Origin of the sequence: Nocardioides sp. NBC_00368 (assembly GCF_036090055.1) — a bacterium.
In the GTDB taxonomy this organism is placed as follows: Bacteria; Actinomycetota; Actinomycetes; order Propionibacteriales; family Nocardioidaceae; genus Nocardioides.
In genome coordinates, this window is record NZ_CP107970.1 from 507,636 (window position 1) to 534,378 (window position 26,743).

Annotated in this window: 25 protein-coding genes; 19 read left to right on the forward strand and 6 right to left on the reverse strand. The window is 66.9% G+C overall.

The window, feature by feature from the left end:
- The first annotated feature begins 22 nt into the window (after window positions 1-22).
- Both OG984_RS02395 and OG984_RS02400 read left to right on the forward strand, forming a co-directional pair.
- Complete coding sequence (locus tag OG984_RS02395) at window positions 23-664, forward strand: glyoxalase (RefSeq protein WP_328530074.1); 642 nt, start codon at window positions 23-25, stop codon at window positions 662-664.
- Entirely contained in the window at window positions 630-1,100 is a 471-nt protein-coding gene (locus OG984_RS02400; protein WP_328530075.1) for a PPOX class F420-dependent oxidoreductase, read from the forward strand. The genes OG984_RS02395 and OG984_RS02400 overlap by 35 nt, the downstream gene beginning before the upstream one ends.
- A gap of 40 nt (window positions 1,101-1,140) precedes the next feature.
- Here the strand turns inward: OG984_RS02400 and OG984_RS02405 are convergent, their stop codons facing one another.
- Window positions 1,141-1,746 (reverse strand): methyltransferase domain-containing protein, encoded by a 606-nt coding sequence (locus OG984_RS02405; RefSeq protein ID WP_328530076.1) that lies wholly within the window; start codon window positions 1,744-1,746, stop codon window positions 1,141-1,143.
- A 69-nt stretch (window positions 1,747-1,815) separates the two neighbouring features.
- Here OG984_RS02405 and OG984_RS02410 point away from each other — a divergent pair, with 69 nt between their 5' ends.
- The 8 genes from OG984_RS02410 to OG984_RS02445 all read left to right on the forward strand — a co-directional run bounded on the left by OG984_RS02410 (window position 1,816) and on the right by OG984_RS02445 (window position 8,610).
- Window positions 1,816-2,199 carry a hypothetical protein gene (locus OG984_RS02410; protein ID WP_328530077.1) on the forward strand — a complete coding sequence of 128 codons (384 nt, stop codon included), beginning with the start codon at window positions 1,816-1,818 and terminating at the stop codon, window positions 2,197-2,199.
- Between the two features lie 118 nt (window positions 2,200-2,317).
- The gene (locus OG984_RS02415) at window positions 2,318-3,049 is read left to right on the forward strand and encodes a helix-turn-helix transcriptional regulator (protein ID WP_328530078.1); all 732 of its coding nucleotides are present in this window, start codon (window positions 2,318-2,320) and stop codon (window positions 3,047-3,049) included.
- Window positions 3,046-4,464 carry a Fe-S cluster assembly protein SufB gene (gene sufB / locus OG984_RS02420; RefSeq protein WP_328530079.1) on the forward strand — a complete coding sequence of 473 codons (1,419 nt, stop codon included), beginning with the start codon at window positions 3,046-3,048 and terminating at the stop codon, window positions 4,462-4,464. The genes OG984_RS02415 and sufB overlap by 4 nt, the downstream gene beginning before the upstream one ends.
- Window positions 4,464-5,657 carry a Fe-S cluster assembly protein SufD gene (gene sufD, locus OG984_RS02425; RefSeq protein ID WP_328530080.1) on the forward strand — a complete coding sequence of 398 codons (1,194 nt, stop codon included), beginning with the start codon at window positions 4,464-4,466 and terminating at the stop codon, window positions 5,655-5,657. Before sufB ends, sufD begins: the two co-directional genes overlap by 1 nt.
- Entirely contained in the window at window positions 5,654-6,412 is a 759-nt protein-coding gene (sufC, locus tag OG984_RS02430; RefSeq protein WP_328530081.1) for a Fe-S cluster assembly ATPase SufC, read from the forward strand. Before sufD ends, sufC begins: the two co-directional genes overlap by 4 nt.
- A gap of 1 nt (window position 6,413) precedes the next feature.
- Complete coding sequence (locus OG984_RS02435) at window positions 6,414-7,667, forward strand: cysteine desulfurase (protein WP_328530082.1); 1,254 nt, start codon at window positions 6,414-6,416, stop codon at window positions 7,665-7,667.
- On the forward strand, window positions 7,667-8,134 hold the full coding sequence (gene sufU, locus OG984_RS02440) for a Fe-S cluster assembly sulfur transfer protein SufU (RefSeq protein ID WP_328530083.1): 468 nt from the start codon (window positions 7,667-7,669) through the stop codon (window positions 8,132-8,134). Before OG984_RS02435 ends, sufU begins: the two co-directional genes overlap by 1 nt.
- 140 nt (window positions 8,135-8,274) lie before the next feature.
- The gene (locus OG984_RS02445; RefSeq protein ID WP_050800687.1) at window positions 8,275-8,610 is read left to right on the forward strand and encodes a metal-sulfur cluster assembly factor; all 336 of its coding nucleotides are present in this window, start codon (window positions 8,275-8,277) and stop codon (window positions 8,608-8,610) included.
- Between the two features lie 266 nt (window positions 8,611-8,876).
- Here the strand turns inward: OG984_RS02445 and OG984_RS02450 are convergent, their stop codons facing one another.
- Window positions 8,877-10,130 carry a tyrosine-type recombinase/integrase gene (locus tag OG984_RS02450; RefSeq protein WP_292649202.1) on the reverse strand — a complete coding sequence of 418 codons (1,254 nt, stop codon included), beginning with the start codon at window positions 10,128-10,130 and terminating at the stop codon, window positions 8,877-8,879.
- A gap of 200 nt (window positions 10,131-10,330) precedes the next feature.
- Here OG984_RS02450 and OG984_RS02455 point away from each other — a divergent pair, with 200 nt between their 5' ends.
- Window positions 10,331-10,519, forward strand: a complete 189-nt coding sequence (locus tag OG984_RS02455) for a helix-turn-helix transcriptional regulator (protein ID WP_292649198.1) — start codon at window positions 10,331-10,333, stop codon at window positions 10,517-10,519.
- Window positions 10,520-10,816: 297 nt separating this feature from the next.
- Here OG984_RS02455 and OG984_RS02460 read toward each other — a convergent pair whose 3' ends face one another.
- The gene (locus OG984_RS02460) at window positions 10,817-11,494 is read right to left on the reverse strand and encodes a hypothetical protein (RefSeq protein WP_328530084.1); all 678 of its coding nucleotides are present in this window, start codon (window positions 11,492-11,494) and stop codon (window positions 10,817-10,819) included.
- 349 nt (window positions 11,495-11,843) lie between these two features.
- On the opposite strand from OG984_RS02460, the gene OG984_RS02465 reads away from it, so the two are divergent.
- The 3 genes from OG984_RS02465 to glyS all read left to right on the forward strand — a co-directional run bounded on the left by OG984_RS02465 (window position 11,844) and on the right by glyS (window position 15,850).
- Entirely contained in the window at window positions 11,844-12,323 is a 480-nt protein-coding gene (locus tag OG984_RS02465) for a hypothetical protein (protein WP_292649193.1), read from the forward strand.
- 493 nt (window positions 12,324-12,816) lie between these two features.
- Window positions 12,817-13,749: a glycine--tRNA ligase subunit alpha gene (locus OG984_RS02470; protein ID WP_328530085.1), complete on the forward strand. Its 933-nt coding sequence runs from the start codon at window positions 12,817-12,819 to the stop codon at window positions 13,747-13,749.
- Window positions 13,727-15,850: a glycine--tRNA ligase subunit beta gene (gene glyS / locus OG984_RS02475; RefSeq protein WP_328530086.1), complete on the forward strand. Its 2,124-nt coding sequence runs from the start codon at window positions 13,727-13,729 to the stop codon at window positions 15,848-15,850. Before OG984_RS02470 ends, glyS begins: the two co-directional genes overlap by 23 nt.
- Window positions 15,851-16,150: 300 nt before the next feature.
- Here the strand turns inward: glyS and fxlM (OG984_RS02480) are convergent, their stop codons facing one another.
- From fxlM (OG984_RS02480) to OG984_RS02490, 3 genes are all read right to left on the reverse strand, one after another.
- A complete protein-coding gene (gene fxlM / locus OG984_RS02480; protein ID WP_292649188.1) occupies window positions 16,151-17,917 on the reverse strand; it encodes a methyltransferase, FxLD system in 1,767 nt (588 codons plus the stop codon).
- Window positions 17,918-18,124: 207 nt separating this feature from the next.
- Window positions 18,125-18,919, reverse strand: coding sequence for a glycosyltransferase (locus tag OG984_RS02485; protein ID WP_292649185.1), 795 nt, complete (start codon window positions 18,917-18,919; stop codon window positions 18,125-18,127).
- 7 nt (window positions 18,920-18,926) lie between these two features.
- The gene (locus OG984_RS02490; RefSeq protein ID WP_292649182.1) at window positions 18,927-19,748 is read right to left on the reverse strand and encodes a GntR family transcriptional regulator; all 822 of its coding nucleotides are present in this window, start codon (window positions 19,746-19,748) and stop codon (window positions 18,927-18,929) included.
- A 601-nt stretch (window positions 19,749-20,349) separates the two neighbouring features.
- Between OG984_RS02490 and OG984_RS02495 the strand changes: the two genes are divergently transcribed.
- From OG984_RS02495 to OG984_RS02515, 5 genes are all read left to right on the forward strand, one after another.
- The gene (locus OG984_RS02495) at window positions 20,350-20,637 is read left to right on the forward strand and encodes a hypothetical protein (RefSeq protein WP_292649179.1); all 288 of its coding nucleotides are present in this window, start codon (window positions 20,350-20,352) and stop codon (window positions 20,635-20,637) included.
- A gap of 155 nt (window positions 20,638-20,792) precedes the next feature.
- Window positions 20,793-22,064 (forward strand): methyltransferase, FxLD system, encoded by a 1,272-nt coding sequence (gene fxlM / locus OG984_RS02500; protein ID WP_328530087.1) that lies wholly within the window; start codon window positions 20,793-20,795, stop codon window positions 22,062-22,064.
- 81 nt (window positions 22,065-22,145) lie between these two features.
- Window positions 22,146-22,310 carry an FxLD family lanthipeptide gene (locus OG984_RS02505; protein WP_292649174.1) on the forward strand — a complete coding sequence of 55 codons (165 nt, stop codon included), beginning with the start codon at window positions 22,146-22,148 and terminating at the stop codon, window positions 22,308-22,310.
- Between the two features lie 165 nt (window positions 22,311-22,475).
- Entirely contained in the window at window positions 22,476-25,502 is a 3,027-nt protein-coding gene (locus tag OG984_RS02510; RefSeq protein WP_328530088.1) for a lantibiotic dehydratase, read from the forward strand.
- Window positions 25,499-26,740 carry a lanthionine synthetase C family protein gene (locus tag OG984_RS02515; protein ID WP_292649172.1) on the forward strand — a complete coding sequence of 414 codons (1,242 nt, stop codon included), beginning with the start codon at window positions 25,499-25,501 and terminating at the stop codon, window positions 26,738-26,740. The genes OG984_RS02510 and OG984_RS02515 overlap by 4 nt, the downstream gene beginning before the upstream one ends.
- Window positions 26,741-26,743: the final 3 nt, after the last annotated feature.

The following is a 26,743-nucleotide window of genomic DNA, read 5'->3' on the forward strand; positions in this document are numbered from 1 at the left end:
CCGGGATTCCTAGGGTCAAGACATGTTCACTCTTCAGACCATCACCCTCGACGCCACCGACACCACGGACGCCCGCGCGTTCTACGAGAAGGCCTTCGGGCTCACCGACCAGATCTCCGTACGCCAGGGCCCGGGCACCGGTGCGGGCCGGCCGTTCACGGTCTCGCTGGTCGTCGGCCAGCCCTCGACGGTCGACAGCCTCGTCGACTCGGCGCTCGCCGCCGGCGCCACCTCGCTCAAGCCGGTCGAGAAGTCGTTCTGGGGCTACGGCGGCATCGTCCAGGCGCCCGACGGCTCGATCTGGAAGGTCGCGACCTCCGCCAAGAAGGACCGCGGCCCCGCCACCCGGGAGATCGACGACATCGTCCTGCTCCTCGGCGTCGCCGACGTCAAGGCGAGCAAGCGGTTCTACGCCGAACGCGGTCTCGGCGTGAAGCGGAGCTTCGGCGGCAAGTACGCCGAGTTCGAGGCCGCTCCCGGGGCCGTCCAGCTCGCGATCTACCCCCGGCACGCGCTGGAGAAGGAGACCGGTGTCGCGCTCGACCCGGAGGCTGCGTACGGGATCGTCCTGGGCGGTGGCAGCGAGGCCTTCACCGACCCGGACGGGTTCACCTGGCAGGCTGGGGACCATGGCACGCACGATCGCGACGAACACGACCGTTGATCTCGAGGGGCTGCTGGAGTTCGTACGCCCCCGCCACCAGATGATCCTGGTGACCAGCCGGGCCGACGGGTCCCCGCAGCTCTCGCCGGTCACCGGCGGCGTCGACGACGACGGCCGGATCGTCATCACGACCTACCCCGAGCGGGCCAAGACCCGCAACGCCCGCATCCGGCCGCGGGTCAGCGTCATGGTCCTCTCCGATGAGTGGAACGGCGCCTGGGTCCAGGTCGACGGCGAGGCCGAGGTCCTCGACGCCACCGCGGGCGAGGCGGCGCTGGACGCGTTCGTCACCTACTTCCGCAACATCTCCGGTGAACACTCCGACTGGGACGAGTACCGCCAGGCGATGGTCGACCAGGGCAAGTCCCTCCTTCGGATCACCCCGAAGCGCTGGGGTCCGGTCGCCACCGGCGGCTTCCCGGCGCGTCTGGCCTGAGGTCGTGAAGCTGAGAGTGGTCTATCGGTCACGCTCAGCTTCACAACCCTCGGGAACGCTCCCAGATCCCCAGGCGATGGCTCCACGGCAGGCGCGAGTTCAGCCGGCGCGGCTCGGAGAGGTGGACCAGGTCGAAGTCGGGGCCGAGGGCGCGGGTCATGTCCTCGGGGACGTACGTCCACGGCGGGCCGGCCTCCTCGCTCGGACGGTCGATGGGGAAGATCCCCGACGCGACCCGCCCGCCCGGGCGTACGACCGCGCGGGCCAGGTCGCCGACGCGGCCGCGCCAGGCGGGCGGCAGCGCGCAGAAGAAGGTGTGGTCCCACATCAGGTCGACCGGCCCGCCGGTCGCGTCCAGGACGATGTCGACGTCGAGTGCATCGCCGACCACGTAGGTGAGGTCCGGGTAGTGCTTCGCCGCGTGGGCGGCCGCCGTGGGTGAGAGGTCGACGACCGTCGTTCGCCATCCGGCAGCCGCCAACCCCGCGGCATCGTGCCCTCGGCCGGCGCCGGGAGCGAAGGCGGTGCCGGGCTCGCCGAGCAGCGCCGTGTCCTCCTCGATGTAGGCCAGGGGAGCGCCGAGGTCCCAGCCGGTCGTGCCACGGACGTAGGCGGTCTCCCAGTCGGTGGGGTCGTTGATGGTCATGGGCCACAGTCTCTACGACCGGCGCTCGAGTGGTTCCGTGCGCCGCCGCCGACCGGTACGCTTTCGAACATGAGATCGACTGGCGGTGCATCTCGGTGCGACGTGCCGCTGCCGTTCGACATCGCTCCTGACGCGGTGTCAGTGCCCGCGAAGCGATCACCCGCACCTCCGCCGGACATCGGACCGCAGATCCACCGTCTTGTCGGCGCCCACCTCACCTCCCGCGGCCTGCCGCCCGGGTCCGACCTGGTGATCAACCCCCGCCGGCCCAAGCGCGGTGAGGTGGCGGTCGTGCGCTCCGGCGGCCGTATCCGGGTCGGCATCTTCGACCTCGAACGCGGCCGCGCGGTCCTGCGCTCCGACCGCGGCACCCGCTGGCTGCCGCCCGATGCCGTCTACGTCGGCGTCGCGGCCCTCGTCTCCCCGACCCTGGACGGGATGCCCACGGGCTGATCGGCGATTCGCTGCCGAGCGGCCGTGGTCGTGACGTACGACACGTTCTCGCCGCCTTGTGGGCAGGTAAGGGTTGCCTTCGTTGAATCGCTTGGGGGAATAACGTCACAATGGTGTTGTGAAATTCGACGAGACCACTCTGCAGCCCGCAGAGACCAGCGAGGAGAGCACCCGCCAGCGGGTCGCTCGGTCGCTGCTCGTCGACGGTCCGCAGACGGCTGCGACGCTGGCCAAGAGGCTCGACCTCACCCCGGCCGCGGTCAGGCGCCACCTGGACGCCCTGGCCGAGGAGGAGGCGGTGGAGCAGCGTCAGCCGCGCACCGCGTCCACGCGCGGGCGGGGCCGCCCGGCCAAGCTCTTCGCGCTCACGGACCAGGGTCGGGACGGCTTCGAGAAGAAGTACGACGACCTGGCCGTCGAGGCGCTCCGGTTCCTCTCCGAGGTGGCCGGTGAGGAGGCGGTGCGGGAATTCGCGGAGCGCCGCGCGGCGTTCATCAAGGAGGGACTGGATCGGATCGCCGCAGGCGAGACGGACCTCAGCCCCGCGCAGGTGCTCGCGAACGTGTTCACGGCCAACGGCTACGCGGCTTCCGTCAGGGAGCTGCCGTTGATCAACGGCCATGACGCGGGTGAGCAGCTGTGTCAGCAGCACTGCCCGGTCGCCCACGTCGCCCAGGAGTTCCCCGAGCTCTGCGAGGCGGAGACGGACGCGATCGCGAAGCTGCTCGGCACCCACGTACAACGCTTGGCCACCATCGCTCACGGTGACGGTGTCTGCACGACGCACATCCCTCCCGGGTCCTCCGGGTCCGGTGAAGTTTCGAAGAAGAAGGAGCAGGTCACGACATGACCTCCATCGAGGAGCTCAACCCCGAGCTGAAGGGCATCGGGAAGTACGAGTTCGGCTGGGCCGACCCCGACGTCGCCGGTGCCGCCGCGCAGCGTGGTCTCAACGACGCCGTCGTGCGCGACATCTCCGGCAAGAAGTCGGAGCCGCAGTGGATGCTCGACCTGCGCCTGAAGGGTCTCAAGCTCTTCGGCCGCAAGCCGATGCCCACGTGGGGCTCGAACCTCTCGGACATCGACTTCGACAACATCAAGTACTTCGTGCGGTCCACCGAGAAGCAGGCCACCAGCTGGGAGGACCTGCCCGAGGACATCAAGAACACCTACGACAAGCTCGGCATCCCGGAGGCGGAGAAGCAGCGCCTGGTCGCCGGTGTCGCCGCGCAGTACGAGTCCGAGGTCGTCTACCACCAGATCCGTGAGGACCTGGAGCAGCAGGGCGTGCTCTTCCTCGACACCGACACCGCGCTCAAGGAGCACCCGGAGATCTTCCAGGAGTACTTCGGCACGGTGATCCCGGTCGGCGACAACAAGTTCGCCGCGCTGAACACGGCCGTGTGGTCGGGTGGCTCCTTCATCTACGTGCCGAAGGGTGTCCACGTCGACATCCCGCTGCAGGCCTACTTCCGGATCAACACCGAGAACATGGGCCAGTTCGAGCGCACCCTGATCATCGCCGACGAGGGCTCCTACGTTCACTACGTCGAGGGCTGCACCGCCCCGATCTACCAGTCCGACTCGCTGCACTCCGCGGTCGTCGAGATCATCGTGAAGAAGAACGCCCGCGTTCGCTACACGACCATCCAGAACTGGTCCAACAACGTCTACAACCTGGTCACCAAGCGCGCCGTCTGCGAGGAGGGCGCGACCATGGAGTGGGTCGACGGCAACATCGGCTCCAAGGTGACCATGAAGTACCCGGCGGTCTACCTGATGGGTGAGCACGCCAAGGGCGAGACCCTCTCGATCGCCTTCGCCGGCGAGGGCCAGCACCAGGACGCGGGCGCCAAGATGGTGCACGCCGCCCCCAACACCTCCTCGAGCATCCTCTCGAAGTCGGTGGCCCGTGGTGGTGGCCGCACGTCCTACCGTGGCCTGATCCAGGTCAACGAGGGCGCCCACGGCTCCAAGTCCAACGTGCTGTGCGACGCGCTTCTGGTCGACCAGATCTCGCGCTCCGACACCTACCCCTACGTCGACATCCGCGAGGACGACGTGTCGATGGGCCACGAGGCGTCGGTCTCGAAGGTCTCCGACGACCAGCTGTTCTACCTGATGTCCCGCGGCATGGCCGAGGACGAGGCGATGGCGATGATCGTGCGCGGCTTCGTCGAGCCGATCGCCAAGGAGCTCCCGATGGAGTACGCCCTCGAGCTCAACCGCCTGATCGAACTGCAGATGGAAGGAGCCGTCGGCTGATGACGGCAGTAGCTGACGCTCTCGAGATGAACAAGGTCGAGAGCCACCTCCACCCGGAGGGATCGTTCGACGTCGAGGCCCACGCGGTGCCGAAGGGTCGCGAGGAGATCTGGCGGTTCACCCCGCTCAAGCGTCTCCACGACATCCACGACGACGCCCCGTTCGCCGACGGTGCGACCAAGGTGGAGGTCGAGGCGGCCGCCGGCGTGACCGTCGAGACCGTGGCGGCCGACGATGCCGTACGCGGCTCCTCGGGTCTGGTCCCGACCGACCGCGTCTCGGCGCGGGCCTGGGCGGCCAGCACCGGCGCGACCGTCGTGCGGATCCCGACCGACACCGTCATCGAGGGTGCGACCGTGATCCGTCACCACGGCACCGGCTCGGAGACGGCCGGCGCCGGCCACGCGGTGATCGTGGCGGAGAAGTTCGCCAAGGCGACCGTCGTGTTGGTCTTCGAGGGCTCCGCCGTCGTCGCCGACAACATCGAGATCGTCGTCGAGGACGGCGCCGACCTCACCGTCGTCTCGGTCCAGGACTGGGCCGACGACGCCGTCCACCTCTCCACCCAGCACGCCAAGGTCGGCCGCGACGCCAACCTCAAGCACGTCTCGGTGAGCTTCGGCGGCGACGTCGTGCGCCACGACTTCTCGGCGGAGTACGCCGGCCCCGGCGGCTCCGTGGAGTCGCTCGGCCTCTACTTCGCCGACGCGGGCCAGCACATCGAGCACCGTCTCTTCGTCGACCACACCGCTCCGAAGACCAAGTCGAACGTGGTCTACAAGGGCGCGCTGCAGGGCGAGAAGGCCCACGCGGTCTGGATCGGCAACGTGCTGATCCGCAAGGAGGCCGAGGGCATCGAGACCTACGAGGAGAACCGCAACCTCATCCTGACCGACGGTGCCTGGGCCGACTCCGTGCCCAACCTGGAGATCGAGACCGGCGAGATCGAGGGCGCGGGTCACGCGTCGGCGATCGGCCGTTTCGACGACGAGCAGCTCTTCTACCTGCAGAGCCGCGGCATCTCCGAGACCGAGGCCAAGCGCCTGGTCGTGCACGGCTTCTTCAACGACCTGATCCGCCAGATCGGCGTCCCCGAGCTCGAGGAGAAGCTGACCGGCACGGTCGAGGCCGAGCTCGCCAAGACTATCCAGAACTTTATTGGCAACACCCCGATCAAGAAGGACATCGTATGAGCACGCTGGAGATCAAGGACCTGCAGGTCTCGGTCGAGACCGAGGACGGTCCCAAGGAGATCCTCAAGGGCGTCACGCTGACCATCAACTCCGGCGAGACCCACGCGATCATGGGCCCCAACGGCTCGGGCAAGTCGACCCTTGCCTACTCGATCGCCGGCCACCCGAAGTACACGATCACCGGCGGCACCGTCACCCTCGACGGTGAGGACGTGCTGGAGATGTCGGTCGACGAGCGGGCCAAGGCAGGCCTCTTCCTCGCGATGCAGTACCCGGTCGAGGTCCCCGGCGTGAGCGTCGCCAACTTCCTGCGCACCGCGAAGACGGCGCTGGACGGCGAGGCCCCCAAGCTGCGTACGTGGGTCAAGGACGTCAACGGTGCGATGAACAAGATGCACCTGGACCCGTCCTTCTCCCAGCGTTCGGTGAACGAGGGCTTCTCCGGCGGTGAGAAGAAGCGTCACGAGATCGCCCAGCTCGACATCCTCGACCCGGCCTTCGCGCTGCTCGACGAGATCGACTCCGGCCTCGACATCGACGCGCTCAAGGTTGTCTCCGAGGGTATCAACGACTTCCGCGCCCGCGAGGCCAAGTCGGTCCTGCTGATCACCCACTACACCCGCATCCTGCGCTACGTGAAGCCCGACCAGGTGCACGTCTTCGTCGCCGGCCGGATCGCGGAGTCGGGTGGCCCCGAGCTCGCCGAGGAGCTGGAAGCCAACGGCTACGAGAAGTACGTCACGGCAGGGGTCTGACATGAAGGGTCTGCTGCCCGACCTGGATCTGGTCCGCAAGGACTTCCCGATCCTGGAGCGCACCTTCGACGGCGGTGAGACCCCGCTGGTCTACCTCGACAGCGCCAACACCTCGCACAAGCCGCAGATCGTGATCGACACCATGGTCGACCACCTGGAGCGGCACAACGCCAACATCGCCCGGGCGATGCACCACCTGGGTGCCGAGGCCACCGAGGCGTTCGAGGGGGCGCGCGACACCGTCGCGCGCTTCCTCGGCGCGCCCGAGCGTGACGAGGTGATCTTCACCAAGAACGCGTCCGAGGCGCTCAACCTGGTCGCCAACACGGTCCCGCTGACTGCCGGCGACGTGGTCGTGACCACCGAGATGGAGCACCACTCCAACATCGTTCCGTGGCAGCTGGCCACGCAGCGTTCGGGTGCGACGTTGAAGTGGTTCGGGCTCACCGATGACGGCCAGCTGGACCTGTCGAACATCGACGAGCTGATCACGCCTGCGACCAAGATCGTGGCGCTGACCTGGGTCTCCAACATGCTCGGCACCGTCAACCCGGTCGCCCAGATCGCCCGGAAGGCCCACGAGGTCGGGGCGCTCGTCGTCGTCGACGCGGCCCAGGCCGCCCCGGTACTGCCGATCGACCTGGCGTCGATGGCGGAGGAGGAGCGTCCCGACTTCCTGGTCTTCACCGGCCACAAAGTGGTCGGCCCGACCGGCATCGGCGTCCTGTGGGGCCGGCGTGCGGCCCTCGAGGCGCTGCCGCCGTTCCTGGGCGGTGGCGAGATGATCGCGACGGTGACGATGGAGAAGTCGACGTACGCCCCGATCCCGCACAAGTTCGAGGCCGGCACCCCGCCGATCGCCGAGGCCATCGGTCTCGGCGCGGCGCTGGAATACCTCATGCACGTGGGTATGGAGAACATCCACGCCCACGAGCAGGCGATCACGGCCTACGCGCTGGAGCGTCTCGCGAGCGTGCCCGGCGTGACCGTGCTCGGCCCGGCCGACGCCGCCCAGCGTGGGGGTGCGATCGCCTTCGAGCTCGAGGGTGTGCACCCGCACGACGTGGCCCAGGTGCTCGACTCCAAGGGTGTCGCCATCCGCGCCGGGCACCACTGCGCCAAGCCCGCCCACCAGCGGTTCGGCGTGCAGGCCTCCAACCGGATGTCGTCCTACCTCTACACCACGCCCGCCGAGATCGACGCGCTGGTCGAGGGGTTGGAATACGTACGCACGTTCTTCAAGTTGGACCAGTGATGACTGCCGCCAACCTCGAAGCGATGTACCAGGAGATCATCCTGGACCACTACAAGAACCCGCACGGGAAGGGTCTTCGCGACCCCTTCGAAGCCGAGGTTCACCACGTCAACCCGACCTGCGGTGACGAGATCACCCTGCGCGTGCACGTCGACGGCGGCAAGATCGAGGACATCTCCTACGACGCCCTCGGCTGCTCCATCTCGCAGGCCTCCGCCTCGGTGCTCAACGACCTGGTCGTCGGCAAGAGCGTGGACGAGGCGATGGCCGTCCACGAGGAGTTCCTGCGACTGATGCAGGGCAAGGGCCAGGTCGAGCCCGACGAGGACATTCTGGAGGACGGCATCGCCTTCGCCGGCGTCGCCAAGTTCCCCGCCCGGATCAAGTGCGCGTTGCTGTCGTGGATGGCCTGGAAAGACGCCACAGCGCAGGCCACCAACGAGCTGGCTAACGCCGAGGAGAAGTGATGACTGAGACCGACCACAGCACACACGACCACGCGGGTCACGACCACGCCGGTCACGATCACTCGGGTCACGATCACTCGGGTCACGATCACTCGGGCCACGGCCATGGTCACGGTCACGAGGCCCCGGAGTGGCAGGGGATGCGTACGTCCACGGTCGAGGGCGCGAGCCTGAAGATCGAGGACGTCGAGGAGGCGATGAAGGACGTCGTCGACCCCGAGCTCGGCATCAACGTCGTCGACCTGGGTCTGATCTACGGCCTGCACATCGAGGATCACTCCAACGTGGTCATCGACATGACGCTGACCTCGGCCGCGTGTCCGCTGACCGACGTCATCCAGGACCAGACCGCCACGGCCCTGGAGGGCCTGGTCAACGACGTCCACATCAACTGGGTCTGGATGCCGCCGTGGGGCCCGGACAAGATCACCCCCGACGGACGCGAGATGCTCCGCGCCCTCGGGTTCAACGTCTGACGGTTCCACGCCGGAGGATTCTGCACGCTTAAATGGCAGGTCAGACCAGCACCCTCGTGCCGCTGACCTGCCATTTTGCATCTCACGGACACGTTCGCTGGAGTGCTTGGGCTCAATAGGAGCGTGGCATGGGGGATCTTGGTGGGTGTCAGATCGGATGAGTGGTTCGGGGCGCTGTAGGGCTCTGAGGGGTGCCTGAGGTATCCGAGCTTGCGCGTAGTCCAGCGCGTAGTTTCGCAGCGCACGAGCCTGATCCCCGGATTCGGCTAGGGCTTGGGAAGCTTGGCGGCGGCCGCGAGACCCCTGAGGTCGCGGACGTCGGTGTAGTGCTTCTGGGCGACCTTCTCGGAGTGGCCGAACTGGGAGTTCAGCACGGCCGGCGGTACGTACCCTTCGTAGAAGCTTCGCAGCGTTGTGCGCCACATGTGGGACCGCTCGGAAAGCATCACGTCGATGCCCAGTTCCTTGGCGCCCAATTCGTAAAGCTCGCGGACCGCTGCGCCACAATTGCTGCGAGCCCACATCTTTGAGGGGTCCGAGGGGGAACCGAGGACGTACCCGATTGCTTCGGTCTCATGCTGACGGTCAAGGAAGCGCTTGGCCACCCGTTGATCGAGTACGAGAACGACTCGGGCGTCGCCGGTCTTGGCGACTTCCTCGGTGATGTCGAAGCTGATGACGCCTTGGTCATTGACCTGCATCAAGGGCCAGGTGAGGCGTCGGGCTTCGGTTTGTCGCAGCCCTGTCGTCATCTGGAGGAGGGTCATGTCGATGGCATTGCGAATCTTTTGGATCCGCACCTCTTTCGGCCAGGCATGACCCTTCATGATGATGAGGTCGGCGGGTTCCAGGGCTAGGAGCCAGCGGAGAAATCTCTTGTACTGCTTTCGGTCGATGGCGCGGCCACCTCGTGTCCGCGTGGCCTTCTTCTTGCCGGTGACGGTCGATAGGCGCATCCCGGCGAGTGGGTTCGCGGGTACCAGGTCGTCGCGGACGAGTTTCTGGATGAGGTACTCGTTCAATATGGTTCGACAATGCCGGGCCTTCGCGACCCCGTGGCGCTCGGAGACCTCTGCGAGCAGGTTCTCCAGTGGGGCACGGCGAATTCCTGCCCCGATCGTGTATGACTTGAGCCCGAACTCGTGGCGTCTTCCTTGCCTAGAGCATTTGACGCACTTGCCGAGCACCATCTCCAGGGCTGCGTCATAGCTGGCTCTAGTCAGCGGGCGGAGGTCGGCCTTCTTCAGGGCAGGCTTGGTCACTTGGTTGATGTACTCGGAGAGGGGAGTAGTCAGCTTCCAGTCTCCACCCCCGGTCTGCAGTAGTTCCTTAGCCTTGCTTTTGGCGCGCCGACGGGCTTCGCCGACAGTTGGTCCGAACGAGCTCGGCCTCTTGGTACGGCCATCACGCAGAACGATCGTCCACTGGATTCGCCACGAGCCGTCGGGCTGTTGGATGGGGTGCACTCGATCGATGCTGTCCTCGCCAGGGGCGAGTTTGCTGGTTGCTGCTCGGGTCACAAACAGAGCGTAGCCCAACTAGTGTGATTAACGCATGTTCAAAGTAAACTAGTGTTAGTTCTGCATGAGACGAAGGGGCTGTCTGGATAGTCCCGCGACCGAAGGATGCTGCGATGACGAGTCCGCGCAATGTTGACCGAGGTCGCGCTGGTCCACATGCTGAGGTATCGGCGGGGGCGCGAGCGTCGCATGGTCCGGCAGTGCGGGCGCTGCATGACCGAATGGCATTGACGCCGGAAGATGCGGCGGTGTTCATGGGCATCGCTTGCGCAACCCTCAAGAAATGGCGTGGCGCGGGCGATGGGCCGGCGTACGTCAAGGTCGGGTCAAAGATTGTGTACCTCGTGGAGGACCTCGAGTCGTTCCTGCGCGCGCATCGAGTGGCTTGACTGCTCTTTCGGCGGATGGCCGGCGGGAGGTCGGCCAATCGGCACGCGCTCATGGGTCGAAGCTCTCTCGCGGGGTTGACTCGTATGCGCCGGCGTCCGGGGCGCTCGGGGCACGTGTTGCCGGCCAGGCTTTCCGTGTCTGCTGTTGGAGGTGTTGACGAGTGGAGCCTGGGGAGTTTCTGCAGAAGTCGCGCTCGCCACGGGTGGGTCACGAGAGCGTGTGCCTACCCTCCATGCTGCTGCGGCCTTCGGGGACATGTTGGTCCCATCGCTGATGGGCAACTGGCTCGATGTTCGTCAAGTCTGGGTAGCCTGGTCGACCTTCTTCGTTGCGGCCTCGACGATCTCCAAGAAGGCGGTGGGGTCCTTGACGCTCCCGTCGGTTCGGACGGTGATTACTGTTGTGTGGCGAATGATGTATGCGAAATAGACATCGGTCAGCGTGCCGTCGGGCTGGCCCCATGTCTGTGCTAGGCCGATGTTGTCCCTGCTGAGATCGAGGACCTTGATGCCTCCCGTGTATGCGGATCCGTCAGGCCTGGTCACTTGGTAGGAGGCGCAGGCCTCCGGCAGTTGATCGAGGGGGTGGCGAAGTTGCTCCGGCTCGAGGCTGGGGTCGTTGGTGATGGAATGGGTTACGAGCGCACCGTCGCTGTTCTGGTACGTCGTCTTCTCCTGAATAGGCGCGCCGTCCCACTGTTGCTGGATGGTGTCAAGCCTTGCCCAGGCTGATGCGCAGCTGGCGGGGGAGAGTCCTGTGGTGTCGAGTGATGTGAAGCTGCGCTTCACGGCGCTGTCCTCCGGGCGCCAGTCTTTGGGGAGGTCGTCCGCCTCGAGGAGAAGCGTTTGCGCCTCTGTTGGGGTAAGCCTTCCGGAGTGCACGTGCTCGGCGGGTTCTGTGTGGTCTGCTGACCTGCAGCCGGCGGTGAGTGTGACGACGGCCATGGTGGTTGCTGTGGCGGTGATCCAGTGCATGAATATCGTCGTCGCCCCCTTGTTGAATCGAACTGCGTCTGCCGCTCCGCTTTCGACGGTCTTTGCGTCTTGTTGGATGTCGTCGTGGGGCGTGCTTGCCCACTTGCAATGTGATGTTTTCACATGATAGCGCGATGAACATGTGAAAATCGCATGATTCGTTGTCTGTCTGCCTCGCCCGACGCGCTTGCATGGGACCTCGAACCGCGCCCAGCTGCCGGACGGCGACGATGACAGCACTGATGCTGGGGTGGGTCGCACGGCGCGGCGCCCCTTGTGCTGTGATGTGAGCATGCGCCCACCCGCACCGCCAACGGTGCCTGGCACGCTGCCACCGCGACTGCGCGACGTGCCCAGGATGGTGTGGTGGGCCGAGCGCGGCTACGTGCACGGGATCCGGAATGGAACCGCCGCGGAACGGATCTTGTCGTTGATGTTGGCGTTCCTGTGGTGGCCGGCCCACGTGCTCTTAGTGGTCGTGCAACTCGTGGTGGTCAGGTGGCCGGCGTCCCGGTACTACATGACTCTCGACCGCGACGCTGTCATAGCGGTGATCGGAACCAATCGGCGCGGCTGGATCATCCTCGACCATATGTCCGCACGTCCGGGCTGTGGCAGCGGCCGTGACCTGCGCCGAGCGGTCCTTGCGATGCTTCGCGAGGCTGCTGACGAACGAGGAATGGTCATCGAGACGACCGCTACTACCGGCCGTCTCGCTGAGGTCTATCACGCGGATCTTCCTGGTCTCGGTATTGCGGGGAAGGCGTTCCCGCGGGGGAAGCGGATGCGGTGCGAGCCGGACCGCGTCCAGGGGCCGGCCACTCTCTGACCAAGGCTGGGCACTTGGTGGGCCGAACGTGACCGTCGATGGGCCTCATCAGGTGCCTCAGGCACGCGACGGTCCGCGGCGGCCACCTCGTGCCCGTGACCGGTCGGGGACTGACCGGTGACCTCCCCGCTGCCGACACCTATGCGCACATTGCTTGAATCGGCCGGTGCTGAACCCTGAACGCAGCCCCCAACACCCTGAGGTTCACTCCGTGAGTGGCGGTGAGAGGAGAGGTGGTTCCGATGACGGGGTTGTCGGCTCGCGGTGAGCCCGTAGCTGGTCGTTGATGGCGATCAACCCGAAGTTTCTCTATGTCACTATCGCGTCGCAGGCGCTGCCAAGGTGATGCAGAGGCGCAAGATATCCGGTGGTCTCGCGACGAAGTCGGCTGAGAGGATGGCTTCCAGGAAACCTGGGCCGATGATGTTCTTGGCCGTGTTTCTGTGCGCATTTTCCAGGTTCGGGACGCGCTCTCGCCTTCGACTGATGAACGATGGAACTGATGCTGAGTCTCCAGGACGTATTGCTGCGACTGACTGCCTACTGGACCGAGCGCGGCGCGATGATCGTGCAGCCTTTCAACACCGAGGTGGGTGCGGGTACGGCTAACCCGGCGACCACGCTGCGGGTGTTGGGGCCGGAGCCGTGGCGGGTGGCCTACGTTGAGCCGAGTGTTCGGCCCGACGACAGCCGCTATGGGAAGAACCCGAACCGGCTGCAGACCCACACTCAGTTCCAGGTGATCTTGAAGCCGGACCCGGGCGACCCCCAAGAGCAGTACCTGGCGTCCTTGGAGGCGATCGGGGTCGATCTTGGCGCGCACGACATCCGGTTCGTTGAGGACAACTGGGCGTCGCCCGCGCTCGGCGCGTGGGGTCTGGGTTGGGAGGTCTGGCTCGACGGCTTGGAGATCACCCAGTTCACCTACTTCCAGCAGGCCGGCACGCTCAAGCTCGACCCGGTCTCGGTGGAGATCACCTACGGTATTGAGCGCATCGTGATGGCCCTGCAAGGTGTCTCTCACTTCGCCGACATCGACTACGCGCCCGGGATCACCTATGGCGAGGCGTTCGGTCAGAGCGAGTACGAGATGAGCCGCTACTATCTCGACGAGGCTGACATCGTCAGCACGCAGCGGCTCTATGACTTGCATGCCGCGGAGGCGCAGGCGATGCTCGATGCGGGCTTGGCGTTGCCCGCCTACTACAACGTGCTCAAGTGCTCGCACGCCTTCAACGTCCTTGACGCGCGTGGTGCGGTCTCCACGGCGGAACGAGCGCGCGCCTTCACCCTGATGCGGATGCTGTCCAAGGGTGTGGCCGAGTTGTGGGTCGCTCGACGCGGCGAGCTCGAGTTCCCCCCCCGGTACGGTCGCGCCGCCGAAGCTGCCGAGTCCGCTGCCCATGCCGGAGGTCACCCAGTCTGAGCGGCTGCTCTTCGAGATCGGGGTCGAAGAGCTCCCCGCGGCAGAGGTCACTCGGGCCAGGGACTGGCTGGAGTCGACGATCACCGACCGGCTCGCCTCGACCAAGCTGAGCCACGGAACAGTCCACGCTTATGCGACTCCGCGTCGTGTGGTGGTGCTCGTCGAGGATGTCGCCGCCTGTGAGGAGGACGCGGTCGAGACCCTGCGCGGCCCGCGGGCCTCTGCCGCGTTCGATGAGACCGGGGCTCCGACGCGCGCCGCGACCGGCTTCGCGGCCAAGCACGGCCTCGACGCTGCGCAGTTGCAGCGGGTCGAGCACGAGGGCAGCGAGCATGTCGCTGTCGTACGTAACGTGGAGGGCCGGCCTGCGCCTGAGGTGCTCTCGGCGTTGCTCGCTCAGGTTGTAGTGGATCTGCGTTCTGAGCGCAACATGCGGTGGAAGGACCCCGCCTTGTCTTACGCTCGCCCGGTGCGTTGGCTGCTCGCCCTGCTCGGTAGCGCCCCGGTCCCGGTCACGGCCTCCGAGCTGACCAGTGGGACGACGACACGTGTTCAGCGGATGGCACCCCAGCCGATTGTGGAGGTCTCCTCGGCTGAGGGCTACCTCGAGTTCCTTGGTGAGCATGACATCGTGGCTGATGAGCAGGCGCGTAGGTCGATGATTCTCCACGCGGCTCAAGCCCATGCTGCGAAGGTGACCGGCCGAGTGGATCTGGAGGCAGATGCTTCCGTGGTGGATGAGATCGTCAACCTCGTTGAGTCGCCCGTGCCGATCCAGGGCTCCTTTGATGAGCGCTACCTGGACCTGCCGCCGGAGATCCTCACCTCGGTCATGCGTAAGCACCAGCGCTACCTGCCGCTACGGACCACCGACGGCCTCCTACCGCACTTCCTGACCTTCGCCAACGGTGCCTGTGACGTTCCCACGGTCACCCGAGGCAACGAAGCCGTGGTCCGGGCGCGTTTTGAGGACGCCCTGTTCTTCTGGGAGGCCGACCTGCAGGTCCCTCTGCAGACGATGAAGGACGGCTTGGCGAAGCTCACGTTCGAGGAGACCTTGGGTTCGATGGCCGACCGCGCCACACGGATCGCGGTCGTCGCCAAGGCGCTGGGGGAGCGGGTGGGGCTCGATGACGCCGAGCGCGCCGCTCTGCATCGCGCAGCGGAGCTGGCGAAGTTCGACCTTGGCTCGCAGATGGTGATCGAGATGACGTCGCTGGCGGGCACCATGGCCCGCTATTACGCCACCAAGGCGGGCGAGAGCCCGGCGGTGGCCGCGGCACTGGCAGACTTGGAGCGGCCCCGTACCTCCGAGGATGCCGTGGCCACCAGCGCCGCGGGTGCGGTCCTCGCGATCGCTGACCGCACGGACCTACTGGTTGGCCTGTTCGCCGTTGGCGCCAACCCCACCGGAAGCTCGGACCCGTTTGCCCTGCGCCGGGCAGCGCTCGGTCTCTTGGCAACCATCCGCTCGAACCCCATCTTCGAGGCCGTCACGGTCAACGACGTCCTCCAGATTGCGGCAAAGGCCATTAGCGGCCAGGGTGTGGCCGTCTCCGAGGCGGCCTTGTCCGCGACCGGGGACTTCGTGCATGCACGGTTCGAGCAGTCCCTCCTCGACGCGGGGAACTCTCCGGACGCGGTTGCCGCGGTCCTTCCGCTCGCTGATGAGCCGCGGCGCGCGGAGGCCACCTTGACCGACATCGAGAACCTGGCCGGAGAGGAACGACTCGCCTCGCTCGTCGAAGCGGTCCAGCGCGTCCGCCGGCTCATCAAGGATGCCGATCCCGACGGCGACCCGGCGCTCTTGACCGCCCCCGTCGAGCAGAGGCTCGTCACCGCAATCGAGGCGCTCCAGGCCACACTCGAGGGAACGACGGCGACTGTGCCCGAGCTCATGTCGGCCTCGAGCGAGACGATCAGCGCCCTGGAAGATTTCCTTGATGAAGTCCTCGTGATGGATGAGATCCTCAAGGTTCGAGACGCCCGCATCGCGCTGCTGGCGACGGTGACCCGCATCGCTGGTCGTACTGGGGTCGACTGGGACGCGATGAGCCGCTTCGTAGCGACAGAGCGCCAGCCTGTTGACGCCATGGCATGAGCCATCACGCACACTGCAACGGGCCCGGGACCTCACTTGATGTCTCGGGCCCGCTCAGTTCGGTGGGCGGGTCATGTGCGTATGTCGTCGACCGGCCACTGTTAAGTACTCGGTCACCAGACGCCTCGGTCTCATGACCGCCCTCGTCGTACAAAGGACCTGAGGGCCAAACGGTGAAGGACCGGCCCGGCCTTTACGGGCGAACGGCAGCACGTGACCCTTGTTTGACCTCATAGAACTCGCCGCCGCGGCATGGGTGTCGATCGCTCTCCTCACCTGTGGAAGGGTGGAGGGGCGGCGTCACTGGTGCACCTGCCAGGTGAGGGCTACGTGACCATGCTTCTTCTTGAGCAGTAGAGAGTGATCGACTGCTTCGGCGGGTGGTGTGTCCTTGCGGAGGTAGCGGATCTTGGGCTCGCTGGGCCGTCCCGCGTGGTCCCATGCTTGGAGCAGCGTTATGACTCGTCCAGCGGCTTCCGCGCCTTCCGGGCCGAACCCGCGGGCTCCGAGTTCGAACCCGTCGTCGGTGTTGCTCAGGTCGCGCATGGTGAGTGTCGAGAACGCGTCGTAGGTGACCAGCGCGTTCGGCCATACAGTCAGGACCCTGTCGGGATGGAGGGCGCCACCGGCTGGGCTCATCGCCCCGCACCACTCGGGTTCGTGGCTCGTCATCCACAACAGCATCCCTGACAGATCGACCTGCCCCTGCGCGATCGAGACGCCCGACCAGGCCTCGGTGCTCTCGCCGCTGAGCATCTGGCCAAGGTCATCCGGATTGAGCGGCATCACACTGTCCGAGGTGAATGTCACCGGAATCCCGGCGGGGTCGGTGACGTGCATTTGGTGACGCACGTGTGCGCCGATGCCCTGCATCGGGACGAACCCACACACTTGGGACGAGGTCGCCACCAGGTGGTCGTCTTTGCGGCGGAGGGAGAGCGACCTGGTGGTGAGCCCCATCGCCAGCGGGACCACGAGGTGGCCTGCGGGCGCGAGTTGGTCGGTCCAAGCCGATGGGATGTCCCAGGCTCCGACGGTGACGATGATCGCGTCGAACACGCGCTGGCCGGGCAGGGGGAGCTCGGCGTCGGCGGTGATGACCTCGACTCGGTCGCCGTACCCGGTTGCCTCGAGGAACCGCTGGGTGCGTGCGGTGACCCACGGGTCGACGTCGACGGTGACCACGGTGCCGTGCTCGCCGACAATCTCGGAGAGCAGGGCGGCGTTGTAGCCGCCGGAGCCGATCTCGAGCACCCGGTCGCCAGGGCGCAGGCGAGCGGCGAGGGCCATCTGAGCCTGCAGCCACGGCGCGGAGACCGACGAGATGGGCATCCCGGTCAGGTCGTGGCGGGTCATGATCGCCTGGTCGATGTCGTAGGCGTCAGAGAGCGGCGTCCCGGCGGGAACGAACATATGGCGCGGCACCGTCGCGAACGCGGCCAGGACCGATGGGTCGGCCAAGTCGGGGTTCGCCGCGAGGGTCTCGACCATCGCCTTGCGTGCGGTGGCGGCGTCAGCGGTGGTGATCTCGCCGGTGGCCCAGCGCAGGTTGTTCTCGGCGCGGGTGAGTGCCTCTCGCATGAGCGGCTCAGCGACCTGCCACGCCACCGGCACCTCGCTGGACTCCGGATAGCGCTCGCGGATCTCGGCGAGCAGGTCGTCGAACGTGTATCTCTCGCCTCCCGGTCCCGACGTCAGGTCGGCGGCGGCGAGTAGGTCGTCGAGCGGTGTGTCCTCGAACCCGAACTCGGCGTGCTCATCGGCCAATCCGCGTGCGTATGCCTCGAACCGGGCACCGGAGTGGTGGGCCACCAGATCGACCACGGTCGGCGGCCAACCCTGCTCACGAAGATGGAGCGCACCGTCGATCGGGGCGTACCCGGTGCGCTCGAGCTCGGGGGCGTGCCCGATGTCGTGCAGCCACGCTGCGGCCACGACCGTGTTCCGCTGCTCGGGTGGGAGGCCTGCGGCGAGCTCGGCAGCGCGTTCTGCGGTGCCCTGAGCGTGTTCCCAGCGCTGCCCCATTGGGGCGAGGAACCGCTCGGCGAGGTCGCGTGCCTGAGGCACCAGGGTGTCCATATCGTTCAGATTTCCTCTCGTTTGAGGGTCGCGGTCCAAGGCGACCGCGACATGGGTGAGCCGCCTCGCGACGCTATCGGTGCGCCGTCGAGGTCCCGGCCAGCGAGGTCCGACACATCGACACGCCCTGGGCCGCTGCCCACCAGGGGAAGGGGACCACGCGCCCCAGCGCCATTTCCATCGCTGGATTGAGGCTTAGGCCTCGACGGCTGCCGCGGTGTTGACCGTGGTGTTGATGGTGGTGATCTTGGTCCAGTCCCACTGGAGGTGTCGCAGGGCGTCGGCCCGGGCGAGCCCGATGCTGCGCATGCCGGGTGTGTTGATGACGGGCTGGGATGCGTCGCGGGTGGCGGTGGTCTGTTTGGGCCAGCGCCGGTACAGGATTGACGGCACACCCAGCATCCAGCCTGGTGCTACTGCTTCGAGTGCAAGCAGTAGCGCGACGTCTTGTCCGACGGGTAGTGCGGGCCAGCCGCCGAGTGCGTGGACGAGGCTGGTGTAGGTGGTGGTGGTGATTCCGAGCACCGGAAGTAGGCCGGCTTCCTCTCCGTCGCGGAGGCAATTGTCAGGCAGCGGTCCTGTTTCTGGGTCGCGTGGCCCGCGTTTGATCTGTCCGTCTTCGAGGAGGTCCAGGGCGGGGGAGACGACCCAGCCGACGGGGTTCGAGGTCAGTGCCTCGATGTCGCGGGTGAGCGCGCCGGGGGTGAGTTGGTCATCAGCGTCGAGACCGCGGACGAACACTCCATTGACGTGGTCGAGCGCGAGGGTGCGCGCGGCGGCGGCACGCCCACGCGGTCCGGTAGCGTAGGTGATCTGGGGATGGTTGGTGGGGATCCGTGTCGCTGGTGAACCGGTTTCGCCGTCTTCTTGGACGACCCATTGCCAGTCCCAGCCTGGCGGGAGCTGCTGGGTGGCGATGCTGTTCCAGGTCTGGGTGAGGTGGTCGTCGCGTCCGGCGAGGACGGCGGTGATCAGGGAGATGGTGGGCATTGTCGCGTCACTGGGCTTTCGGGAGGTCGAGGACGAAGCGGAGTTCGGCGCGGTCTGCTGGCCAGGCGACTCGGGTGGCGCAAACGACGCGCCCGGTGGGGTCGCTCATGCACCCTGCCGCCCGCAGGATGGGGATGCCGGGGTCCATCTCCCAGCGTTTGATCTCGATAGTCGTGGGCGCGCGGGCGGTGATGGTGTCTTCGTTGTGGGCGACCTCAACCCCGACGGTCGAGAGTTGGTGTTGAGTGCCTCCGGGCCAGGGTTCCTCGTCTTGGTCCAGCAACTTGGGGTTGGCCTCGATGATGCTGATCGGGAGGAATGAGGTCGACCAGGCGAGGCGTCGGCCGGTCGCGGTCTCGACGGTCTCGTACTCGCGCTGCAGCAGCGGAGTACCCGGGTCGTACTCAGGGACGGTGTCGTCAGCGACGATGCGGGTGTAGGTCGCTGTGAAGGTGGCGTCACGGATGCTGATGCCGGTGGTGTCTTCGAGGTGGCCACTTCGACGCCGAATCTCTTCGGGCAGGTGGATGCTCTGTTTCTCCTTGATGAGGGCTGCATTGGAGAAGGTGATCTTCGGGGGCGGGGTGCGCACGAGGAGTCGTTTGCCCTGTCCGCCGGTGACAAGGGCCTGGGTCCTCAGTGAGTTGTGGGCCTGTCGGGCCGTGCCTTGGGAGACGCCGTAGGTGTCCACGAGCTCGCCGAGGGATGGGATGGGGTCTCCGGGCCCGAGCTCTCCGCGTTCGATCGCGATGCGGATGTCGTCGGCGATGCGAAGCCAGCCAGGCCGGTCGACGGGTGTCTGCGCGATGTGCTCGCTGGGGGTGGTCACGCCGAGAGTCTAAGACTTTGTTGACAAAGTAGCGAGGATTGGGGGTAGGTTAACCGTGCTGCTTTGCTAACAAACTGATGAGGAAGGAGTGGTCGCTCGTGACTAGTTGCATCACCCGGCCTGCACCGCGCCACGCCCCAGCGGGGTCGCCACCGTCCCCTCGCGGTCTACGGCCGAGCGAAGTCCCTGTGTCTGGCCGAGTCCGGCACGATCGCGTTCACGGGCACAACGACATCGCGGTCTGTACCCGCTGTGCGGGTACGTGGCGGATTGACACCACCGACGGTTCCTGGCTGGTCGACCTCGATCGCCGTCTCCTCATGAACCTGGCCAACCCGAATCAGCCGACACTCACACTCCTGCGTCTGGCCCTCACCCAGCCGGGTCAGCCGCTGACCTTCTCCGTCATGACGCGGCCCCGCGACGACTACTCAGCCCTGGTCGAGACCCGCAGCACTGGCGCCGTCACAGGTCTCACCCGGCTGAGTGCTCCCATGACCCGCTGCGCGAGGTCATCGGGACCGCGACCTGGTCCATCCCTGGGGAAGCCGTCCTTGGAATCGACGTCGACTCCAACTGGCCAAGAAGAGTGCTGAGCGCCTTGAGTGAGAAGCCGACTTCCGAGACCGCCGCTGGCGGGCCGGGGCAGCTGACGCTGTGGCGGATCCTGGCCAACCCGCCGGGCCGGATCCACATCGAGGATGAGTCCACCAGCGCCGGTGTGGTGACACTGTGCGGCGCCCGGATCCCCGAGGACGCCGATGCCCTGACCAGTCGCCAGCCCGAGACCCGAGTCCGGAACCCGGACGCCCCGATGTGTGTGACCTGCCTACGCGGGCTGGACCACACCCGCGCGACCAGCAAGATCGTCCCTGCTGCCGCCCTATGAGGAGGACAGCAACCGATCGTGACCACATGCGCACGCGGCACGCCTGACCCCAAAGCGTTCCGGAGCAGTCCGGACAGCAACTAGGCCGCGCAGCACCCGTGCCATACAGGCGCGTGCATCCATAACCCCGGAACAACTCCTGGAAGAGTGAATGAGTGAACACACTGCGAGACACTTTGCGTCAGTCGATGGTGGCGAGACTTCGCGAGGAAGGTCTGATCACCACCGAGGGCGTCGCTGCCGCGATGAACGCGGTGCCCAGACACGACTTCGCGCCCGGCGAACCCTTGGAAAACGTCTACCAGACCAACACCACACTGGTTCCGAAAGTCGACGCCCAAGGCCGTCAAACGAGCGTCGTGTCCGCCTCGCACATCCAGGCAATCCAGCTCGAGCAGGCCGACGTGCGGCCTGGCATGAACGTGCTGGAAATCGGCTCGGGCGGCTATAACGCAGCCCTCATCGCGGAGATGGTCGGTCCCGGCGGCTCGGTGACGACAGTAGACATCGACGCCGACGTCATCCACCGCGCCCAAGCGGGCCTGCACCGGGCGGGGTACGAGCAGGTCAACGTCGTGCTCGCCGATGCCGAACACGGTGTCGCCCAGCACGCGCCCTACGACCGGATCATTGTCACGGTCGGGGCGTGGGACATCCCGCCTGCCTGGCTTGACCAGCTCAGCCCGGAGGGCCGGATCGTGATGCCGATGCGGTTTGCCGGGATCTCCCGGCTCGTCGCCTTCGACCGCTCTCCGGACAGCCTGGTGCTAACTGCCAGCAACTATCGGCTCGGCTCGTTCGTGCCGATGCAGGGCGACGGCGCCGCCACGGAGCAGTTCATCGCGGTCACTCCCGACCTCGGCCTGCGCATGGACCAGACCAGTCACCTCACCTTCGACGTGCCGGCACTGCGCAAGGCGCTTAACACCGCGCCGGTGACCAGCTGGTCGGGCACGCCGTTCGACATGCCTGACGAGTTGGAGCTGTACCTGCTGACCGGCGGCCCTGAGGTGGCGATGATGTACGCCGCCCAGGATGCCGTTGATCAAGGCGTCGTGGACCGCACGGTACGCAACGGCACTCCGGCGCTTGTGCGCGGTGACACCTTCGCCTACCGCATCAAGCGCGAGAACCCGGAGACCGTCAGCGGATTCGAGACCGGTGTCCTCGCCCACGGGCCACAGGCCTATCACGTCGGCAACGAGCTGCTCGGCATGATCCGGGCGTGGGCCGGCCGCTACTACCGGCGCAACGTCGCGCGCATCACCTACCACCCGAACATTCGCCTGAACACCGCCGACAACACCGCCGACAACACCGCCGACAACACCGCCGACAACACCGCCGACAACACCGCCGTCGCCACCGGCCTGACCGGGTGGTACACGACCAAGCGGCACGGCGTACTGGCCATCTCCTGGCCCTGAGACTTCGGCGCTCACCTGTATGACCGACATATGGGTGAGCGTTGGGGAAGCCCTATCCACTCTCATTCAAGGAAGTTGTCCATGACTCAGATCACCACGTCCCTGCCCGAGGCCGAGGGCCGCACGCTCGATGACTTCGATCTAGACATCGAGTTCATCGAGGCCGGTGGCACCGTCGAGCACATCATCACGATGACCGAGGACAACTGCGGCAGCAGCTGCGTGTCAGCTTGCACTAGCTGCTGACCCGCCGCGCCCCGCTGATGGCCTGCTCTGATCGCCAGCCCGTCCACGTGGCTTGGCCCTGGAGTTAGCCATCACCTCCGGTCACGGGTGCCCGGCCAGGAAGAAGAATCTGCCCGGTCCGGGCGCCCGCCCAGCTGAGAACGACTATGCCTCCGGGAGGTCTGTGTGTACCGCAGCGTGAACAACGCCCTGATGCTCCGGGCATCGGTGCTTCACCCCGATGACCTCGGCCGCTGGCCCGACCTGAGCGGCCACGACACAGAGCCCGGTTGGCAGCAGTGGCTTCAGGAGACACTGGCAATCCCCGGATTCGCGGCCGCCATGGCCCACGCCTCGCCGAGCCTCGCGCAGCGCGTGAACGCCGCGGAGAACGGCACCCTGACCCAATCCGAGGTCCGCCGGGTCGTGCTCGCGGTCATGCGATACCTGCTGCGAGCCACCAGCCGCGCCACCCCGTTTGGACTATTCGCAGGCGTCGCACCGGCCACAGCGAACCGCACCGGCACCGTCGGTTGGGGGTCTGACCACCGACCAGTCGCCCGTCTCCAGGCGGCGTGGTTGGCCGAGGTCACCGACCGCCTCGAGTCCGACCCGCGACTCCGGCCTCACCTGCTGGTTTGCGTGAACAACCTGCTCGTGCAACGGGCGGGAGAGGTCATATTGGCCAACCGTGCCGCCAAGAGCGATCCCCAGGGTGCGCCGACCCATCTGCGCATCAAGGCGAACAGCACCCTCCGTGCGGCGCTCGACTTGGCGGCCGAGCCGATCAGCTGGGCGGATCTTTGCGGCAAGCTGGCTGCCGAGCGTGGCGCGCCGCCAGAAGCTGCCGAGCGGCTTGTCAGCCAGATGGTGACCGAGGGGCTACTGCTGACCAGCCTGCGCCCGCCGTCGACGCAGACCGATCCGCTCGCACACCTCGTGGACGAGCTCGAGAGCATCGCGACCTCGGGCGGTAACCCGGGGGAGGGTTTTGGGCAGTTGCGCACCCTGCGTCAGTTGAAGGCGCGGCACGACAACGCCCCCGACGCTGTGACGGCCGCCGCGCACCGCGAGGACCTCGTCCGAGCTGCCGCCATGATCGGTCCGGCAACCGCGGTCGGGGTCGATCTGGCACTGGATTGCGAGCTCGTGGTGCCGAGGTCCGTGACGGCTGAGGTGTGCCGGGCCGCTGCCGCGTTGACGCGTCTCGCCCGCCCGCCGTCGCGGCAGTGGCGAGACTGGCACGCCCGTTTCTTGGAGCGGTACGGCCTCTATGCTCTCGTCCCCGTCGTGGATGCCGTCGACGCGCAGGTCGGCCTTGGGTACCCGAAGGGATCCGTTGGTGAGCCCACCGCTGAGTCTGCTGAGGATTCCGCCGTACTTGTCGATCGGGATCGGAGGCTTCTCGCACTGGCACAACGGGCTGCGCTACGCGGCGAACACGAGGTCGTCGTGGATGACGCCTTGTTGGAGCAGGTAGCCGGCACCGCCACCGCCGAGGCTTCACCGACCGCCGAACTCACCGTGCGCGTCCACGCCGATTCGCTTCACGCCATCGAGGATGGCGACTTCCAACTCTCGGTCGTGCGGGCCGCAGCCCGAGCCTTCTCGACCGCGGGACGGTTCCTCGACCTGTTCGGCGACGACGTGCGAGACCGGATGGCCTCCAGCGCGGCCGACATGCCGCCGAGCAGCGACGGAGCACTGTCAGCGCAACTGAGTGCGGTGACTCGCTACACCGTCAGCTTGGATGTCAACCGCGCTGCCCAGGTGCTGCCGCACTTGATCCCGATCGGGGAGTTCCACCATCCATCACAGGCCACGATCGACTTGGACGACATCGCGGTCACCGCCGACGCCCACCGCCTCTACCTGGTCTCGATCTCGCGCAAGCGTGCCCTGCAGCCGGTCGCGGTCAACGCCGTCGAACAAGTCCGGCACGCGCATCCGCTGACCCGCTTCCTAGCCGAAGCACCTCTCGCCCTGAGCACAGGATGCCAACCAGTGGAGTGGGGGCCGGCGGCCACGGGCCTACCGTTCCTGCCAGCTCTTCGATACGGCCGCACCTTGCTCAGTCCCGCCCGCTGGCACCTGGCCGCAGCCGAGCTTCCAGACCGACAGGCAACATCGGACCTGTGGGAACAGGCGCTCACAGCCTGGCGGCAGGCCACTGGGTGTCCTGCCGCGGTCTGGCTCGGCGTTGGCGACCAAACCATCCGCCTCGACCTGCTCGAGCCCGCCCACCGGGCGCTGCTTCGCGACCACTTAACCCGTGAGCCCAACGCCGTGCTGCGCGTCATCCCCGACAGCGACGGTTGGATCGGTGGGCGCCCACACGAGATCGTGGTCCCGCTGAGCGCCACTACCCCGAGGCCGGCGGCGCCACGCCTCAGCAACTCCCCGGTCGAGGTCTGCACCCACGGCTCTCTGCCCGGCCGCGACCTCGACTACCTGAAGATCTACGCCCGGCTCAACGAGCAAACCGCGATCTTGACCAGCCACCTGCCCCGGTTACTGTCTCAGCTCCCAGGTACCGGCCGCTGGTGGTTCCTACGCCACGCCGACCCCGACCCGCACCTGAGGCTACGCATCACCGGCCTGCCCACCGATGTCATCACCGGATGGACGCAGCAGGTCGCAGACGCGGACCTGACGCGCCGAGTCCAGTGGGACACCGACTTTCCCGAACCCGGCCGCTTCGGGAGCCTCGCCGCCTACCAGGCCACGACGACAGTGTTCGCCGCAGATTCCGGGGCCGCGCTCGCCGAGCTTGGCCTCACCCGGAGACATCCGACGGTGGACCGGCAGGCATTGATCGCGGCGAGCATGGTGGACCTCGTCACTGCGGTGATCGGCAACGCGCACGAGGGGTTTCGCTGGCTGATCTCGCGCACCCGAACGGACCGGTCGGCGCCCGCGCGGTCGGTCTATGACCAAGCCATCCGCCTGGCCAACCCGCACGACCCCACCGCGCTCGTCTCGATGCCCGGCGGCGATGCCGTGCGGGAGCAGTGGGCCGAACGCCGCCACGCTGTCGTCGCATGGCGCGACCGGCTACCCACCCTCAGCACCACTGCGCCTGCCGATCTGCTGCCCGACCTGCTGCACCTGCACCATGCCCGCGTCGCCGGGCTCGACCTCGACAGCGAACGTGCCTGCCTGCACCTCGCCCGTGCCGCAGCGCTCAGCTGGACGACAAGGAGCACCCGATGACCTCCCCATCAATCACGCCAGCGCTCACCCCGGGTCTCACGCCCGGTCCCCTGGACACGCTCACCGCCGCCTGTGCGAGGCTCGCGAGTCCGTCCATCGTCGGTCCGTCACCAGACGGGCGGACCCAACCGCAGTCAGTGGCCGGCGGCGCGGCTGGCATCGCCCTGCTGCACATCGAGCGCGCAGTCGCAGGACACGGCGAGGAGGCAACAGCCCACGACTGGATACGCGCCGCGGCCAGCGAGCCGATCAGCATCGGGCGCAACTCCGACCCCTTCCACGGCGCCCCAGCCTTGGCCTTCATGCTGCACACCGCCGACGCCCTCGGCGGATACCGCCGAGCCCGGGCCAGCCTCAACGAGGCCACCACCACCCTCACCCGGCAACGACTGGCAGCCGCACACGCTCGCATCGATCGCCACGAACCGCTGACCATGTACGAGTTCGACCTAGTGCACGGCCTCACCGGGCTCGCGTTCTACCACCTGCACACCCACCCCGACCACCCCGTCAACCACGAGCTGGTGACCTACCTCGCCCGCATTACCGAACCCTTGGGCCAAGGCGAGGCCCGGCCGCCGTGGTGGCTGCACTCCGGGCTCGGTGGCACCGCCCATCCTGACTTCCCGCACGGACACGGCAACCTCGGAGTGGCCCACGGCATCAGCGCGGTCATCGCGCTACTCGCCTACGCCATCCTCCACGGCCAGGACAGCCCCGCACCCCGCCAGGCCCTCGATACTCTCTGCGCCTGGACCGACCGCCACCGCCAAGAGGACCCGACCGGAACCTGGTGGCCCGGCTACGTCGTCCCCGACGCTGAACCCAAATCGGGCCGGCCATCTTGGTGCTACGGCACCGCAGGCACTGCTCGCGCCCAGCAACTCGCCGGCCTCGCTCTCCACGACACCACCCGCCAGCACCGAGCAGAAGACGCGATGCTCGCCGCCATCACCTCACAACGGGAACGGCTGCCCGAGATCGGCCTGTGCCACGGCAAAGCCGGACTCCTCCAAGCTGCTTGCCGAATGGCCAACGACAGCACCGACCCACACCGATCGTCCCAGCTCAAGACCCAACTGCCTGTCCTGGCCGCCGACCTCGCCCGGCAGCTCGACACCGACTCCGACGGCACCCCGGAACTGATGGACGGAACCGCCGGAGCAGCGCTCGCCCTCCACACCGCTCTCACCGGCAACCCGGCCACCGGCTGGGACGCATTCCTGGCCCTCTCCTGAGAT

What these genes read in the sequence shown, in the direction of transcription:
- OG984_RS02395 (WP_328530074.1), top strand. Translation starts at nt 23, where the DNA reads ATGTTCACTCTTCAGACCATCACCCTCGACGCCACCGACACCACGGAC.
- OG984_RS02400 (WP_328530075.1), top strand. Translation starts at nt 630, where the DNA reads ATGGCACGCACGATCGCGACGAACACGACCGTTGATCTCGAGGGGCTG.
- OG984_RS02405 (WP_328530076.1), bottom strand. Translation starts at nt 1,746, where the DNA reads ATGACCATCAACGACCCCACCGACTGGGAGACCGCCTACGTCCGTGGC.
- OG984_RS02410 (WP_328530077.1), top strand. Translation starts at nt 1,816, where the DNA reads ATGAGATCGACTGGCGGTGCATCTCGGTGCGACGTGCCGCTGCCGTTC.
- sufB (WP_328530079.1), top strand. Translation starts at nt 3,046, where the DNA reads ATGACCTCCATCGAGGAGCTCAACCCCGAGCTGAAGGGCATCGGGAAG.
- sufD (WP_328530080.1), top strand. Translation starts at nt 4,464, where the DNA reads ATGACGGCAGTAGCTGACGCTCTCGAGATGAACAAGGTCGAGAGCCAC.
- sufC (WP_328530081.1), top strand. Translation starts at nt 5,654, where the DNA reads ATGAGCACGCTGGAGATCAAGGACCTGCAGGTCTCGGTCGAGACCGAG.
- OG984_RS02435 (WP_328530082.1), top strand. Translation starts at nt 6,414, where the DNA reads ATGAAGGGTCTGCTGCCCGACCTGGATCTGGTCCGCAAGGACTTCCCG.
- sufU (WP_328530083.1), top strand. Translation starts at nt 7,667, where the DNA reads ATGACTGCCGCCAACCTCGAAGCGATGTACCAGGAGATCATCCTGGAC.
- OG984_RS02445 (WP_050800687.1), top strand. Translation starts at nt 8,275, where the DNA reads ATGCGTACGTCCACGGTCGAGGGCGCGAGCCTGAAGATCGAGGACGTC.
- OG984_RS02460 (WP_328530084.1), bottom strand. Translation starts at nt 11,494, where the DNA reads ATGCACTGGATCACCGCCACAGCAACCACCATGGCCGTCGTCACACTC.
- OG984_RS02470 (WP_328530085.1), top strand. Translation starts at nt 12,817, where the DNA reads ATGGAACTGATGCTGAGTCTCCAGGACGTATTGCTGCGACTGACTGCC.
- glyS (WP_328530086.1), top strand. Translation starts at nt 13,727, where the DNA reads ATGCCGGAGGTCACCCAGTCTGAGCGGCTGCTCTTCGAGATCGGGGTC.
- OG984_RS02485 (WP_292649185.1), bottom strand. Translation starts at nt 18,919, where the DNA reads ATGCCCACCATCTCCCTGATCACCGCCGTCCTCGCCGGACGCGACGAC.
- OG984_RS02505 (WP_292649174.1), top strand. Translation starts at nt 22,146, where the DNA reads ATGACTCAGATCACCACGTCCCTGCCCGAGGCCGAGGGCCGCACGCTC.
- OG984_RS02515 (WP_292649172.1), top strand. Translation starts at nt 25,499, where the DNA reads ATGACCTCCCCATCAATCACGCCAGCGCTCACCCCGGGTCTCACGCCC.